The sequence below is a fragment of the Microbacterium sp. SCN 69-37 genome, from assembly GCF_001724435.1.
Classification (GTDB): domain Bacteria; phylum Actinomycetota; class Actinomycetes; order Actinomycetales; family Microbacteriaceae; genus Microbacterium; species Microbacterium laevaniformans.
In genome coordinates, this window is record NZ_MEEL01000002.1 from 1 (window position 1) to 14,117 (window position 14,117).

General features: G+C 68.3%; 13 protein-coding genes. 3 read left to right on the plus strand and 10 right to left on the minus strand.

All coding sequences use genetic code 11. The features are described 5' to 3' along the window. Positions 1-126: 126 nt before the first annotated feature. From ABS64_RS00480 to ABS64_RS00515, 8 genes are all read right to left on the minus strand, one after another. Positions 127-336, minus strand: coding sequence for a hypothetical protein (locus tag ABS64_RS00480; RefSeq protein ID WP_292680024.1), 210 nt, complete (start codon positions 334-336; stop codon positions 127-129). 31 nt (positions 337-367) lie between these two features. Next, positions 368-1,108, minus strand: coding sequence for a hypothetical protein (locus ABS64_RS00485; RefSeq protein WP_292680026.1), 741 nt, complete (start codon positions 1,106-1,108; stop codon positions 368-370). A gap of 18 nt (positions 1,109-1,126) precedes the next feature. Next, positions 1,127-1,642 carry a hypothetical protein gene (locus ABS64_RS00490; protein WP_292680027.1) on the minus strand — a complete coding sequence of 172 codons (516 nt, stop codon included), beginning with the start codon at positions 1,640-1,642 and terminating at the stop codon, positions 1,127-1,129. 12 nt (positions 1,643-1,654) lie between these two features. Then, positions 1,655-1,807: a hypothetical protein gene (locus ABS64_RS00495; RefSeq protein ID WP_292680029.1), complete on the minus strand. Its 153-nt coding sequence runs from the start codon at positions 1,805-1,807 to the stop codon at positions 1,655-1,657. A gap of 155 nt (positions 1,808-1,962) precedes the next feature. After that, a complete protein-coding gene (locus tag ABS64_RS00500) occupies positions 1,963-2,544 on the minus strand; it encodes a helix-turn-helix transcriptional regulator (RefSeq protein WP_292680031.1) in 582 nt (193 codons plus the stop codon). Next, positions 2,544-7,661, minus strand: coding sequence for a telomere-associated protein (locus tag ABS64_RS00505; protein WP_292680033.1), 5,118 nt, complete (start codon positions 7,659-7,661; stop codon positions 2,544-2,546). Before ABS64_RS00505 ends, ABS64_RS00500 begins: the two co-directional genes overlap by 1 nt. 230 nt (positions 7,662-7,891) lie before the next feature. Continuing rightward, positions 7,892-8,206 carry a hypothetical protein gene (locus tag ABS64_RS00510; protein WP_259983902.1) on the minus strand — a complete coding sequence of 105 codons (315 nt, stop codon included), beginning with the start codon at positions 8,204-8,206 and terminating at the stop codon, positions 7,892-7,894. 478 nt (positions 8,207-8,684) lie between these two features. After that, on the minus strand, positions 8,685-9,746 hold the full coding sequence (locus ABS64_RS00515) for an ATP-binding protein (protein WP_259983904.1): 1,062 nt from the start codon (positions 9,744-9,746) through the stop codon (positions 8,685-8,687). Between the two features lie 243 nt (positions 9,747-9,989). Between ABS64_RS00515 and umuD the strand changes: the two genes are divergently transcribed. After that, complete coding sequence (gene umuD, locus ABS64_RS00520; protein ID WP_259983906.1) at positions 9,990-10,424, plus strand: translesion error-prone DNA polymerase V autoproteolytic subunit; 435 nt, start codon at positions 9,990-9,992, stop codon at positions 10,422-10,424. 587 nt (positions 10,425-11,011) lie between these two features. Here umuD and ABS64_RS00525 read toward each other — a convergent pair. Next, on the minus strand, positions 11,012-11,377 hold the full coding sequence (locus tag ABS64_RS00525) for a hypothetical protein (protein ID WP_058632882.1): 366 nt from the start codon (positions 11,375-11,377) through the stop codon (positions 11,012-11,014). Positions 11,378-11,568: 191 nt separating this feature from the next. Beyond that, positions 11,569-12,219: a TetR/AcrR family transcriptional regulator C-terminal domain-containing protein gene (locus ABS64_RS00530; protein WP_292680040.1), complete on the minus strand. Its 651-nt coding sequence runs from the start codon at positions 12,217-12,219 to the stop codon at positions 11,569-11,571. Positions 12,220-12,486: 267 nt separating this feature from the next. Here ABS64_RS00530 and ABS64_RS00535 point away from each other — a divergent pair, with 267 nt between their 5' ends. Both ABS64_RS00535 and ABS64_RS00540 read left to right on the plus strand, forming a co-directional pair. Beyond that, positions 12,487-13,152, plus strand: coding sequence for a hypothetical protein (locus ABS64_RS00535; RefSeq protein WP_292680041.1), 666 nt, complete (start codon positions 12,487-12,489; stop codon positions 13,150-13,152). Between the two features lie 66 nt (positions 13,153-13,218). Further along, positions 13,219-14,025, plus strand: a complete 807-nt coding sequence (locus tag ABS64_RS00540; RefSeq protein ID WP_292680042.1) for a PRC and DUF2382 domain-containing protein — start codon at positions 13,219-13,221, stop codon at positions 14,023-14,025. Positions 14,026-14,117 lie beyond the last annotated feature (92 nt).

The following is a 14,117-nucleotide window of genomic DNA, read 5'->3' on the forward strand; positions in this document are numbered from 1 at the left end:
GCGCTGCGCGCCCAGATCCGGGCACCCGGCAAGCCGGGCGCTGCTCGGGGTGCCCTCGTGGGCGTGCCGGTCATGGCTGTGAGGTTCGGCGCTGCGCGCCGAACCGAGCCGGTGGGGGTGCCGGGGTCATCGGCGGATGCTGCCGACGAGCTCGAGCAGGGGTAGCAGCAGGTCCGCTCCCCCGTTCGAGCTCGCGGCCGCGATGACGAGGCCGGCAGCGCAGACCCACGCGAGGATGCGGGTGAGCTCTCGTGCGAGGTCGGCGATAGCCCGAGCGGTGCGGGTGATGCGGCGGAGGCCGCGGCGAATGCGTTGGTGGTGTGTCACATCCACCATGTACGCGGCGAGCTCAGAGAACCCGCGGGTGTCAGTCGGCGGCGGGGCGAACGCCGACCTGGGCCTTGCTCCGGGTGCGCCGGCGGGGGTTTCGGCGGTAGGAGCTCAGGGGTTTGCGGGGCGCCTCGGCGAGCCACGCTTTGGAGCCGCCGCGGGAGAGCTTGCCTTCGGGCATCTGCACGCGGTACGGGTAGACGTCCTCGAGGATCTCGAGGCGGGCGATGGTGGCGGCGAAGTAGTTGGGGAAGGTGAGGATCTCCGCGGGTGGGAGGTAGTGGCCGTGTGCGTCTTTCAGCCCGCCCTGCAGCATGTTGCGCTGGGCGGTGGCGGAGCGGTCGTGGCGGGCGATGCGCGCCACCATCACGGGTGCGCCGGCGATCTTGATGATCGCGAGGTCGTGGCGGTCGAGCCAGCCCTTGTGTCCCCAGAGGTCAGCGCCCTTCTGCGGGTCGGCGGTGACGATCGCGAGGTTCTGGCGGGCGACGATGAGGTCGGAGTGCTCGAGCTCGAAAGCACCCTGAGGCGGTCGCACGAGGTCGATGACGGCCTGCATCTTGCTGGCAGGCACGCCGTTGCGCACCCACCGGCGGATGGTGCCTTCGCTGACCCCGAGAACCGCGCCGGCGGTGCGTGCGTCGACGTTGCCGCGTCGGTTGTAGCTGCCGAGCGCGGCGCCGAGGATCTGCGAGAGCCGGTGCGCGCCCCAGGCCTGCTCGAGCACGGCGAGATCCGCGTGCTCGGCGGTGCGCCAGAGGGGCGTGGGGTCGGTCATCGTGGTTCTCGGGTGGTGTCAGCCGGCTGCGACGTCGACGCCGCGGTAGATGAGCAGCTGCTGCAGGAAGGGGTGCTCGGTCTGCTTGTAGAGCTTCTTGATCGTGGCAGTGTCGACGGCCGGCACCTGAGCCTTCTCGCTGGTGGCGATGACGGGCAGTGCGAGGTCGTCGTAGATCGCTGTGCGGAGGGCCACGCGATCGCGGAGGTCGATTTCGCGGCCGAGGATCTGCGCGGCCGCGGGCACCGCGGCCCGCTGGGCCTTGGTGAGGGGTCGGGCCTTCACGCGGCCCTTGCCGGTGGTGCTGCCGGCGCGGCGCTCGGCGATGAACTTGTCGGCGTCGGCCTTGTCGAACAGGGGCTGACGGTGCCCTGCGGGGGTGACGGGGCGAGGGAAGTTCTCGAGGCGCTGCGCGTTGGTCTCGCTGGCGTAGGCGTAGATGGTGCGCAGCTGCACGTCGAGCTCTTTGGCGAAGTAGTCGTAACCGACGAGCTCGGCGCCGACGATCTGCTGGACCGGGTTGGTCTTGGCCATGGGGTTCTGCTCCTAGGTGGTGGGGATCTCTCGGTGGCCGTCCTCGGCCATGCGCTGCAGGACGGTGGTGAGCTCGTCCTGGGGGATGTAGAACGTGGTCACGCTCTCGATGTGCTCTTGCAGGTCGGTGAGGAATCGCGCGACCTCCGCGGGATGCAGGCTCATCGCTGCTCCTCGTGGGAGGCGCGGCCGCGGCCGCTCATCGTGGTGGTCATCTGCTGTCCCTCCCTATCCGTGAAAGTTGAGTGCATGTGACATACACAACACTATCCCGGTTCGGGTCGATCGCGCAGCGTCGACGCGCAGCTACGGTGTGGGGCTCAGCGCCACTGCATCCCGTCGACGCCGTGGAATCGCCAGGTGCCGGAGTCGGTGTAGCGGCCTGGCTGGGCGTAGATGCCCTCGAGGTAGCTGAGGGCGCCGGTGTCGCCCCCGTTGCCCCATGCGTCGATGAGGCCGCGCTGCTCGTCGTCGGTGAGGTGGATGTAGCTGTTCCCGTTGCGGTTGTAGCCCATGTCCTGGGGGTCGGCGGACAGTCCCTGCACGCCGTGCACGATGAGGGTGCGGCGATCGCCGGGCAGGGCGGCCTTCGCACGCTTGGCCATCTGCGTGCGGCCGCGCTTGGTGGTGACGGTCTGGCGGGTGCGGTCGGTGAGCTTTTTGAGGAGCTCGGGACGTGGGTTCGAGTCGCCCTTGATCCAGCGCTGGACGGTGCGCTGCGAGACGCCGAGGCGGGCCGCGGCGGTCTTGGTGTCGATGGGGTGACGGTCGCTCTTGCCGGCGTAGAGGTAGCGCAGCATGCTCGCCGGCGAGGAGGAGACGGTGGAGTAGTCCTGGCCGGTGAAGAACCGGAAGAGCGCGTTGCGCTGGGTGATCGCGTCGGAGGCGTTGTGGTCGAGCATCAGAAGATCTCCGAGAGGTCGTTCTTACCCTCGTAGGGGCGTGCCTGGCCGGTGAAGTACTTGGCGTGTTCGTCCAGTGGTGCCGAGCCTTCGTACTTGAAGCTGCCGAGCCCGCGGCCGTAGTGCTCGGGCTTGCCGGGCCAAGAGGCCTCGGCGTCGATGTTGGGGCTGGTGTAGACGAGGGTGTCCTTGCTGATCGCGACGGGCCAGCGGCCGGTGTCGCGGCCGATCTGGAACACGCGGCGCAGGATGTTCGCGCGGGCCTTGGCGATGATGTGGTCGTAGCGGTGGGGGGCGTAGCCGAGGCGGCCGTTGCGGTGCAGGTCGCTGGCCATGATGCCGAGCCCGGAGACGTAGACCTTCTTGAGCAGGTCGCGGGCGATCTGGTCGTTGGGGTTGTCGGTGTCGAGCAGCTGGCGGGCGTCGCGCATGCGCTTCTGCCAGGTGTCGAAGATGCGCCCCTTCTCATGCCACAGATAGGCCTCGTGGATCTCCGGCTCGACGCCGAGCTCCGCGGCGAGCTCCATGGTGGGCGTGGCGACCCAGATGCGGGTGCCGGGGGTGGCCTGTCCGGTCACGCCGCGGGGGCTGAACAGGTTGGGGGTGAGCCAGTGGCCGTCCTCGGGGATGGTGATGTTCCAGTAGCCGGGGAGCTTGGTGAACGGCAGCGGCTCGGGGTGGTGGGTGGGAGATCCAATGCCGACCTCGAGGCCGGCGACGGCGGCGAGGTAGGAGCCGCCGCGGTCGAAGGCGTGCACCCAGCTGTGCTGCTGCTCGTCGGGGGTGAGGGTGCGCTGCCAGTCGAGGTCGGTTTCGGCGTGGCCGGCTTCGCGGAGCACTGCCGGTGACTCGCAGGACTCGAAGAGGCGTTCACGCTCCGTGCGGGGGTGCAGTGCGAATGCGAGATCGAGGCCGGTGCTCGAGGGGGTCTTGCGGTAGGGGAAGCGCAGGGCGGCGCTGAACCGCTGCAGCCGGTCGGCGACGTCGAGCGGGCTGGGGTCGTCGGCGAGGATGACCTGCTGGAACGCCGGCGGCAGCGCGGGCAGGAACCCGATGAGCACGCCGAGCTCTGGGTTGTCGTCGTGCCAGACCTCGATGCTGGGGTCCAGGGAGTCCTTGCCGGAGACCTGGAATCCGGCGGTGCGTGCCTCGGCGATGAACGGGGTGCCGGCGGTGGCTGCCTGCAGCTTCTCGCGGTACTGGAACGCCATCGGGGTGGGCAGCTTGTCGAAGGGAATCCCGAGGGTCAGGGCGTAGTCGCGGGTGATGTAGATCTGGCCGCGCTCGGTGCGCCGCAGCTTGCTCGGGCCGGTGTTGATCTGGGTGCCGAGGGAGAGCTTGGAAGCCAGCAGCGCGACCTGCCCGGCGTGCACGATCGGCTCGTCGAGGTCGACGCGGCTGCCGTCAGGCAGCCACACCCCATCGGTGTGCAGGACGGCGACCGAAGCGCGGAACGCGCCGCGGCGTGCGGCCGGCGCGGCGGCTGCGGGGGCGGGCGCCGGGGCGACGGCGGGGGACGCGGCCGCGGCAGGCGCGACGTCCTCGGCGGGGGACGCGGCCGGGGTGGGCGCGACGTCGTCGGCGGGGGCGGGCGGCTCGTTGGCGAGGTAGGGGTCGGTCGGCGGGTACTCGTCGACGGGCGGCTCCTCGTCGACCGGCGGCTCATCGGTCGGAGCGGTGGGGCCGGAGGGGTCGATGTCGAACAGGCCGGGGTTGGTGTCCGGGTCGGGGTTGCCGTCGCTGTCGGTGGTGGGGTCGTCACCGTCGTTGTCGGAGCCGAGGAGGGCGGACAGCGGCAGATCCCAGACGCGCATCTTCTGGCCGCCGATGCGCCGAGCGCCGGAGCGTTTTCCTTCGTGGTCCTTGGTGAGCCATCCGTGGCTCTCGAAGCTGCTGGCGATGGAGTGGGTGGTCTCGGAGAAGACCTCGTCGGCGCGGCTGGCGACGGTGTTGGCGACGCCGATCGCGCGCTGCGCATCACCCTCCCCCACGATGACGCCGATCCGGGCACCCATGGGGCGCCACTGCGGCATCTCGCCGGCGCTCTGGTTGACCCAGCCGAGGCTGGCTGCGTCGTCGGGGGCGTCGCCGTGCTGGGTGCTCAGGTGCGCCCCGCCGGAGATCAGCGCTTCGCGCAGGAACGCGAGCAGGAGTTCGCCGGCATCGGAGGAAGCGGAGTCCTGCAGCGCGACGGCGTCGTAGATCCCGTCGCGCGCCCAGGCGTAGAACTCGTTGGCCTCGTCGGCGGTGATCGCCCCGTACTCGCGGAGCATCTTGAGCATGATGTAGATCCCGCGGTCGAGGTCGACGGCCATGTTCTCGAGGCGGTTGCGGACGCCGGAGTCGTGGGGAAGGTCGGCGAGGCGGCGTTCCCAGTAGCTGTCGGTGGCCAGCGGCGAGGTCGTGTCACCTTCGATGGCGGCCTGGATCTCCTCGAGCATCTGGTCGCGGCGCTGCGCGACCCAGTGGATCAGCGAGGAGCCGAGCAGGGCGCGGGCGGCGCGGTAGCTGCGGGACTCGAGCCGCGCGAACAGGGCCTTGCCCTTGTCGACGGACTGGGGGTGCAGCGGGATGTTGAGGATGCGGGTGTCGGCGGAGCCGGTCGCGGTGAGCTCGCCCGTGGTGATCAGGTTCGCCTCGATCGGGCGGTCCTCGCGCACTCCGCCGCGCTGCGTGGAGACCTTGCGGCCGGTGGAGTTGAACCGCATGCGTGCGAGCTCGCCGAGGCGGTTCTGCGCCTGCTTGGCGTTGCCGTCCGGGGCGAAGTCATCGATGAGCAGCGGCAGGTGCGAGACGGTGTTCGCGCTGCGGATGAGACCGAGCGCGGAGCCGCCCTTTGCCGAGCCGGAGAGCATCTCCTTGACACCGTGGTAGTGGACGTCGGGGGCGAAGTACTGCACGGCCAGACGGCCGTGGGCGGACTTGAGGGAGGCGCGGCCGCCGACCAGGTGCACGGTGGCGTCGTTGGGCTTGAGCACCGATCCCCAGGACTGGGCGAGCAGCGGGGCGAGCGCGCGGCCGAGCAGCCAGGAGTCCTTGGCCTCGAGGGTGCCCTTCTGCCAGGCGGCGCGGAGCTCGTCGGCATCCGTCGACGGGGCCGGGAGGGCGAAGACGTTGAACAGCGACGGCTTGACCTCGACGTCGTCGATCGCACCCTCGGTGCCGATCGCGCCGGTGGAGTGGACGAAGAACGGCTGTCCCGCCGTGGTGGTGCGCCATCCGAGGGTGGTGTAGACGAGGCTGTTGCTGGCCACGGTCTGGCGGGCTTTGCGGATCGCGTCCCACGCCTGATCCTTGCCGCGGCGGGTGGTGGACTCGATGAGGTTCGGCCAGGGCAGCGCCTGCGCCCAGGTGCCGGTGCGCAGCTGCTCCTCGTCGAACTTCACGAGGGTCGATTCGATCTGCGGGTGGCCGGTCTCCTCGTCGGCGACGGCGTTGCCGCGGGCGTCACGGACGTAGCGGTAGAACCTAATCGCGATCATGTGTGGGGAGCGTGCGATCTCGCTGTCGGTTCCGTCGTCCTCCACGGCGACGCTCTCGATCTCGGCCCAGCCGTTGAGGACCGCGGTGTAGCGCGGCTCCCACTTCTGCTTGCCGTCCTCGTCGGCGTCGTCAGCGAGTACCCACTTCACGCTGACGGTGATCCCGTCGACGACGTCGTACTCCTCGCGCTTGATCACGGCCCGCTTGCCGGAGTCTCCGCCATCGAACCGGGGGCCGCGGCCGCCGTTGCTCTTGCCGCCGCCGGCGCCGCCGGTTGCACCGCCGGCCTGGAACGAGACGTTGAGGGTGCGGGGGTCGCGGGCGGGCTTTTCGCCGGCCGCGTTGACGTCGGCGGTCGCGGGAGCATCGGTTTCGGCCGGGGCGGTGCCGAGGGCGGCGGTGACATCGGCGGGGACGTCGAGACCGGCGATCTGGTACGTGTCGCGGGCGATCTCCGCGGCCTCGCGGACGGTCGCGGTGAGCTCGTCACGGGCGGACTCGGCGCGCTCGCTCAGCTGGTCGGCGATCAGCGGCTGCAGCGACGTGATCCGCTCGAGCCGCTTGGACGACTCGCGCGCCCACGCCTCGGCGTTGCGCTCGGCGATGCCACGGTCCTGACCCTGGGCGTCCAGCTGCGCTCGGGCCTCTTTGCGGCAGATCTCCACCTGGACGAGCAGCTTCGTGGCCTCGGCTGCGGCATCGAGCGCGGTGGCGTCGTCGACGGAGATCTCGACGAGCGTGTCGGTGGTGCCGCCGGCGTCCAGGTGGTCGGTGAAGTCCGCCTTGCGGTCGGTGAGCGCGGGCAGGTAGGCGCGGGCTTCGATGCGCTCGCGCAGCAGCTGTGCGGTCACGGACGCGGCGCGCTTGTAGCCGGCGTGGTCGTTGTCGACGACCAGGTGCACGCGGCCGCCGCGGAAGTGGTCGACGAGCTCGGCGGGGAACGCGGTGGCGCCGCCAGCGTTGGTCGTGGCCACCAGGCCCTGCGCGATCGCGTTGTCGGCGTCCTTCTCCCCCTCGAGCAGCCAGACATCGCCGCCGGCAGTGACGGCCTCGGTGACGGCGCGGAGGTTGTACAGCAGGGGGGCGAAGCCTTCGGGCTTGCGCTTGACGAACCGGCCGTTGGTGCCGCGGTAGCTCTGGGTGAAGCGCTTGTGCCGGACGCCGTCGACGACGGTCTCCTCGCGGTGCACCCGCTGCTGCACGATGCCGTCGACGTCGACGTACTCGTAGGCCTTCACTCGCTCCCACTTGGCGCCGGTCAGATCCGGGGCCGGGGTGGCGAGCTCTTCGCGGGTCAGGCGGGGCGGCAGCGCCGGGCGGCGCGGGCGGGGGGTGCGGTTCTGGGTGCGGCGATCGGTGGGCAGTGGGGCGTCGAAGAGGTCGCTCACGGTCAGGCCCAGGTGAGCGGTGATGTCGGAGACGGGCGCCTCGCACCCGAAGCAGTGCAGGGCGATCTTCCCGGCCTGCGGGTCGTAGCGAACGCTAAGTGAGGGGTTCGCGTCACCGTGCACGGGGCAGAGAGCCTTGAATGTGTTGGCGCGTCGGGTCGGCTTGTAGCCCCCACGGTCCAGCGCCTCCCAGACGCGGTCGAGAGAGTTCATCGACGCGGCGGTGCCGGGGATCTCGAGAGTCATCGCAGCACCACCCCCTCGTCGGGGTAGCGCGCAGGGGTGCTAGCGGTCGGTGCGACACTGCGCACAACGACGCTAGACAAGCGCAATATTCGGGCTACAATAGCCACGATCGTCCTTTCAGCGAAGGCCCCGATCTGGATCAGAACTCAAAACTTGCGTCCTCTTGCCGGAGGACGTGACCTCAAACTCATTACCCCTGTTGGTTTGCCGACCAGCAGGGGTGAGTTGTTTTACGCGGACCTTGGCAACGGCAGCTCCTCTGCGTGTGCTCGGTGGGCAGCGTCACGGCGCGCAGCCGCTTTGCTGATCTCGGTCTTGATGTACTCCGGAACCTCGAGCCCTCGAGATTCGGCGAGAACGATCGCGGCCCAGCTGCCGATCGGGATGCCGAGATCCTCAGCTTCCCGGGAGTACTGGGCGTACTGCTCATCCGGTACACGGACGGTGATGGCGGTGCGGTTACCTCGAGGCCGAGTTCCGCGCCGACGGCGCTCCACCGGAGCGTCAAGCTCTGGTCCCCCAGCGGGGGTCGTCTCGTCAGCCATGCGACATGTCTAGCAGAAACCTGATGCCGCATAGGGATTTCTTCGATGGCGAGTCGCGCGCCGCGTCGGATGTTCATGCCCCATATAGGCCGATCATCCACGCCCTCGCGGACATCGCGTCCTGAAAAAAGTTACTCGCACCCCTGGAACACCCTCGCGCGCGCGTACGCATCGCGCGTGCGGGGCGTGTGTGTCTGAAAATGTGTTCCAGGTGTTCCGCCTGCATGTAAAACCCAGGTCAAAGGGATATTACAGGTGGAACACCTACCCGATTTCGCGGATTCGCCGTTTCGGAAAACCCCCGGTCAAACGGTGGAACACCTGGAACACCTTTTCGGGCCGGGTTGGCACGGAACACCGGAAACCCGTAAGCGATGCGCGTCGAGAATTTGCCGATCTCGATGTGATCGCGTCAGCGATTCAGTCGGCGGCGACGCGACAGCCGGCGAGGCCGCGGCAGTGTCGTCGGCGTGTCGCCTCAGACGAGGAGAGCGGGGCTGAGACGCCAGACGCGGGTGAGGGTGCCGTTGATGCTGCGGGGGATGCTGCGGCCCTGGCGTCGGGAAGGGTACAGCAGACCGCGATCCTCGAGGGCTGCCGCGACGGCGTTGCTGGTGAGGGTGTCGTCGTCGATCTCGGCGCGGACGATCGGCAGGATCTCGCCGGGTATCAGGTACAGGTAGTCCTCGTCGCGGCGGCCGAGCACCCAGTCGCCGGCGGTGGGTCGACCGCCGAGGAGGGCGCCGTTGTCGAGCGCGTACTGCAGGGCGGCGTAGACGCCGACGAGGATCTGGTCTTCGCGCGGCATCCGGTGACGGTTGGTGCCCGCGTCGAGATCGAGCGCGCGCAGGATCACTCCCCCGACGTGCAGGGCGGCGTCGCGGCGTCGTTCGTGCTCGATGTCGACGCCGAGGGCGAGGCGTGTGGCGGCGCTGTCCGCACTGCGCAGCGTCACGCGCGGGATCTGTGCCTGCAGGTAGGTGTGCACGCTGAGGCGTGCCGCGGCCGCGGCTGGCGACTGCAGCTGCGCGTAGATCTCTCGCGGCGCCCGGCGCCTGTTGATGCGGGTGGCAAGGGTGCGCTGCAGGCTAAGCTCGTCGATCTTCTGCTCGCCGGTGGCGACGACGAGGGATGCGGCGTTCAGCGGGGAGTTGCGGCTGGCGTAGACCTCAGCCTGGATCTGGGTGAACATCGCCGGCCGGGCGCGGGAGTGCGCGGGCGCGATGTCGTCGAGGACGAGCGGCTCCCCCGGCGTGGCTGCCTTGCGGATGGATGCGAGCGATCGCTGCGGGAGTTCGAGCGGGACACTGCGCCCGGTGAGCTCGCCGATCGCTCGGGCGAGGGTTGTCTTGCCGGCGCCGGGTCGCCCGGTGATGAACACCGGGACCGGGAAGGGCGCGCGGTGCGCGAAGGCGATCGCGCGGAGGATGTCGCCGGCGTGGTCCGGGAACGCCTCGAGCAGAGGCGCGACGCCGGTGCCCCACGCTGCGCGTGCCTGCGCGGTGGAGACCGGTTCGACGTCGACGGCGGGTGAGAGCATCGGCAGACCTCCCGGTCAGATCCCCGGCCGCGCGTCGACGTCGACGCCGGCGCGGGGTTCACCGTCCATAGTGCGCCGTGCCCGGATAATCGCGGCGATCTCCTCATCGTCGGGCGCGGTCGAGGTCATGGTCCCCATTCTCGCACCACGAGCGGGAGCGTGCAGGATACCCGTTCTAATGTCGGGAGAGATTCACATACTCTGGATCGGTCACATATTCGATAGCCGATCCGGGAGGCCATCATGCTCGCGCTGTCGCCTCGCCCCGTCGACGAGCCGACCGTGCTGATGCTGCAGGCCTCCTCCGTCGCGGTGGCGTGCGGGTTCCCGTCCCCTGCACAGGACTACTACGACGGGCCGATCGATCTGACGGAGATGCTCGTCGACGACCAGGAAGCGACGTTCATCGTGCGCGCGTCCGGGCACTCGATGACCGAAGCCGGGATCAGTGACGGCGACGAGCTCCTGGTCGACCGCTCGAAGCTGCCGCGGGACGGTGATGTCGTGGTGGCCGTTCTCGACGGGCAGCTGACGATCAAACGGCTGCAGATCTCCGCCGGCCGAGTGACGCTCAAGTCCGAGAACGCCGAGCATCCCGACATCGCGGTGCCCGAGCTCTCCGAGCTTGTGATCTGGGGCGTGGCGACCTTCTCGATCCACCACCTACGGCGGCCCTGAATGCTGGCCCACGTCGACGTCAACAGCGCTTACGTGTCCTTCGAGCGGGTGTTCAATCCCGCGCTCGAGGCGGTGCCGACCGTGGTTGTCGGGAACGTGTTCTCATTGCACAAGAGGTCTTTTCGTTGCACTAGCTGATTTTCTCGCTGCACTAAGTGCAACGAAATGCGCTGAGCCGCCGTCGGGTGTCAATGCGAGGCGGGGTCGCGGTGGCAAACGCACCTGCTAGATCAGTCGTAGTCGGGGTAGTCGGGAGTTGCCGCGCGCTGTTTCCCAGGCGCGCGCGGCCTCGAGATATGGGCGGGTCCAGTTGGGGAGCTCATCTGTGTGGCGTACGAGTTCGCCCCATCTGTCGGGTTCGTCGCTGAACCCGAGTCCCTTGTCGCTGCCAAGTGTTCCATCGACGCGCACCCGCGCGCCGTTGATGAAGACGTGTAGTGCCCCGGGCGAGTCATGTGCTGGCCAGTGTTCAACTCGCAGCACTCGCGGAGAAACCACTAGCCGGCGCTGCCGAGACTCGATCCCGACAACGTCAGGCAAACCGTCCGGTAGCTTCCACGAGTACGCGACGTCGCAGCGCTCGGCTGTCATGCGTGCACCTCCAAATCGCCACTCACGCTGGAGCCGGCGCTGTCCGCCGTCTCGGCGGTGGTGATCAGATGCTCGGCGGCGAGTGTGATGCCGGCGGTGGAGTTCGCAGACCCGGCGAGCTCGTGCAGCCACCGTTGGTTCAGTCTGACGGGCTCGGGATTCTCGAACACGAACCGCAGCGGAATCGAGGGATGCAACCAGATCGTGCTGCGTCTGTGTGCCTGATCATCGGGATGATGCCATGTCAGGGTGAAGCTCTCACTGCGGCGGAGCTTTGTGGCAATGACGACCTTCAGATGCGCGAGCGCACGATCATCGATGTGGATCGGTGTCACCGATCCTTCGTAGTACAGGGTCCCCACGCCAAGAGAATATTGGATGCGCGAGCGCCCACTGCGGAGAGCGGCTCAAGCCGGTGCGAGAACAACCACAACAGGGTCCGCCCCGCCGCGGCTTCCTGCCGTTCTGCTGCGTCAATACGTGATCGGCGGGATGCAACCGTTCCGTGCCGAGATCCCGCGTATTGACGATCGATCTGGTGATGCGAATGTGCTTATTGGGAGAGCTCCCGGTCGAGTCGGTCCAGGAGTACCTCGAGGGACACTTCGAATTCTTCTTCACTGCGGTCCTCGCTGAGCAGGGACCGGAGCCGCTTTACTTCGGGGGCCTCGTCGAGGGAGAGGTTCCCGTCGCGGTGCGGGATGCTCGCATCTCCTTCATCCAGTGGTTCTTCGACCGGCGCGGTTTGGGCTCCGCGGACCGAGGATTCTAGGAGGAGTTGTCCGAGGAGGAAGCTGCTGAAGGACCGGTAGGCGCCGACTGCTTGCGCGTCGGTGAACCCTTCCTCGATCAGCGCGCTGAGGAACGTGTTGACGACCTCGATGCTGCGCAGCGGCGGGCGCAGCCAGGGCGCTGCGGGGTGCCGGGTGGCGACCAGAGGGAAGGCAAGCGGGTGCTCACTGGCGATGCGGCGCACCTCGTGAGCGACCAACTGCAGGAACGCTTGCCAGTGCTCCCCCTTCTCCTTCTGCAACGCCGCGGTCAGGTCGCTCATCAGCAACGCCACGACCCCCTCGAGAAGGTCCTCCCTGCCGTGCACATACCGGTACAGCGACATCGCCTCCACATTCAGCTGCTGACCCAGCGCCCGCATCGACAGGCCTTGTGCGCCGGAGCGGTCAATCATCTCGAGCGCGCTCTTCACGATCAGATCGCGGCTCAGCCGCGGCGACGACGATCCTGCGGTTTCTTTACTCACGCGCGTACCTCCATGTCAATACTCCCCCGGAAACAGACCGCAACCACCAGCATTGTCGAAACCGACCGGCTTACGGTGTACGCTCAGGCCAGGCTTACGGCGTAAACACCCCAATAGCAAGCCCCACCCCATCTCTATGGCGTCTTTGATTACCCGCGAAGCTGCCGCTATCGCCCCCGCACGTCGATGGGCGCACCCGAACGAGGAGACCTGATGCCGGATAGTCGCACACCCAACCCCTATGACCGCCCCGAACCGAACACGTCTTCCGGCACGGCCGGCACTGCCGCGCACACCGTGACCGGTGGCGACACCACCCGGGAGCAGGTGCTGGCGCGGGAGAAGGAGCAGTTCGGGGGGATGAAGTTCGGTTCCGCGTTCTTCGGCTGGCTGACCGCCACCGGGACCGCGGTGATCCTGACCGCGCTGCTCGCCGCGACCGGCACCGCGATCGGTCTGGGAAACCAGGTCGACCCGAACCGGGCGGCCGATGCCGCCGCGGACAATGCCGCCACCGTTGGCATCATCGGCTCCATCGGGCTGGCCGTCATTCTGCTCGTTGCCTACTTCTGCGGCGGGTACGTCGCGGGGCGGATGGCACGCTTCGACGGTGTCAAGCAGGGTGTCGCGGTGTGGCTGTGGGCGATCATCATCGCCGTGGTCCTCGCGATCGTCACCGCGATCGCCGGCGCCCAGTTCAACATCCTCGGGAACCTGAACAGCTTCCCCCGCATCCCGATCAACGAGGGCGACCTGACGGCCGGGAGCATCATCACCGCTGTTGTCGCCGCCCTCGTCGCCCTCGCCGGCGCCATCCTGGGCGGCCTCGCCGGGATGCGCTACCACCGCCGCGTCGACAAAGCCGGCCTCGGCCGCTAACACCCTCGTCTCCATCCATCACTGATGTCCCGGGCGCCCGTCCCGGGGGAAAGAGAGAACCAAACCATGATTGACACCACCAACCTCAACGACCTGATCGGCGCCGACGTGTACGGCTCCGATGACCACAAGATCGGCTCCGTCGGTCAGGTTTACGTCGACTCCGAGGCGCAGACCCCCACCTGGGTCACCATCAAGACCGGCCTGTTCGGCACCTCCGAAACCTTCGCCCCGCTGGATGACGCGTCCTTCGACGGCAACGACGTCCGTGTCTCGTACACGAAGGACAAGGTCAAGGACGCCCCGCGGATCTCCAGCGACGGCAACATCAGCCACGAAGAAGAAGACGCCCTGTACGACTACTACGGCAACAGCGCCCCCACCACCACCTCGGACGCGCCCCTGTACGACCAGGATGCTGACCCCGGCGCCGGAACCCGAGAGTCGCGCGAGTCGACCGAGGGCTACGACGTGTCCGGTCCGACCACCGATGACGCGATGACCCGCTCCGAGGAGCAGCTGCACGTCGGCACCGAAAAGGTGGAAACCGGACGCGCCCGGCTGCGCAAGCACATCGTCACCGAGCAGGTCACCAAGACCGTCCCGGTCAGCCACGAGGAAGTCACCGTCACCCGGGAACCGATCACCGACGCAAACATCGGCGACGCGATGGCCGGCGGCGACCTGACCTCGGAGGAGCACGAAGTCGTCCTCACGGGTGAGCGTGTCGTCACCAGCAAGGAGACCGTCCCGGTCGAGCGTGTCAGCCTCGGTACGGAGACGGTCACCGAGCAGCAGCAGGTCACCGAAGATGTGTCTCACGAAGAGATCGAGCTGGTCGACCCAGACACCGACAGCCGTCCCTCGAAGTAGACCACCCCTGTCGTGCCGGTCAGTTCAGAGCGGGCTCCTGACCGGCACGACTCCACCACCGCTGAGCCCGCCGTAGAAACCGCAGTTCACTC

Excerpts from the sequence above, each read along its gene's own strand:
- ABS64_RS00485 (WP_292680026.1), bottom strand. The coding sequence starts at position 1,108 with ATGACCGACCCCACGCCCCTCTGGCGCACCGCCGAGCACGCGGATCTC.
- ABS64_RS00515 (WP_259983904.1), bottom strand. The coding sequence starts at position 9,746 with ATGCTCTCACCCGCCGTCGACGTCGAACCGGTCTCCACCGCGCAGGCA.
- ABS64_RS00540 (WP_292680042.1), top strand. The coding sequence starts at position 13,219 with ATGATTGACACCACCAACCTCAACGACCTGATCGGCGCCGACGTGTAC.
- umuD (WP_259983906.1), top strand. The coding sequence starts at position 9,990 with ATGCTCGCGCTGTCGCCTCGCCCCGTCGACGAGCCGACCGTGCTGATG.
- ABS64_RS00490 (WP_292680027.1), bottom strand. The coding sequence starts at position 1,642 with ATGGCCAAGACCAACCCGGTCCAGCAGATCGTCGGCGCCGAGCTCGTC.
- ABS64_RS00535 (WP_292680041.1), top strand. The coding sequence starts at position 12,487 with ATGCCGGATAGTCGCACACCCAACCCCTATGACCGCCCCGAACCGAAC.
- ABS64_RS00510 (WP_259983902.1), bottom strand. The coding sequence starts at position 8,206 with ATGGCTGACGAGACGACCCCCGCTGGGGGACCAGAGCTTGACGCTCCG.
- ABS64_RS00495 (WP_292680029.1), bottom strand. The coding sequence starts at position 1,807 with ATGAGCCTGCATCCCGCGGAGGTCGCGCGATTCCTCACCGACCTGCAA.
- ABS64_RS00500 (WP_292680031.1), bottom strand. The coding sequence starts at position 2,544 with ATGCTCGACCACAACGCCTCCGACGCGATCACCCAGCGCAACGCGCTC.
- ABS64_RS00480 (WP_292680024.1), bottom strand. The coding sequence starts at position 336 with ATGGTGGATGTGACACACCACCAACGCATTCGCCGCGGCCTCCGCCGC.
- ABS64_RS00505 (WP_292680033.1), bottom strand. The coding sequence starts at position 7,661 with ATGACTCTCGAGATCCCCGGCACCGCCGCGTCGATGAACTCTCTCGAC.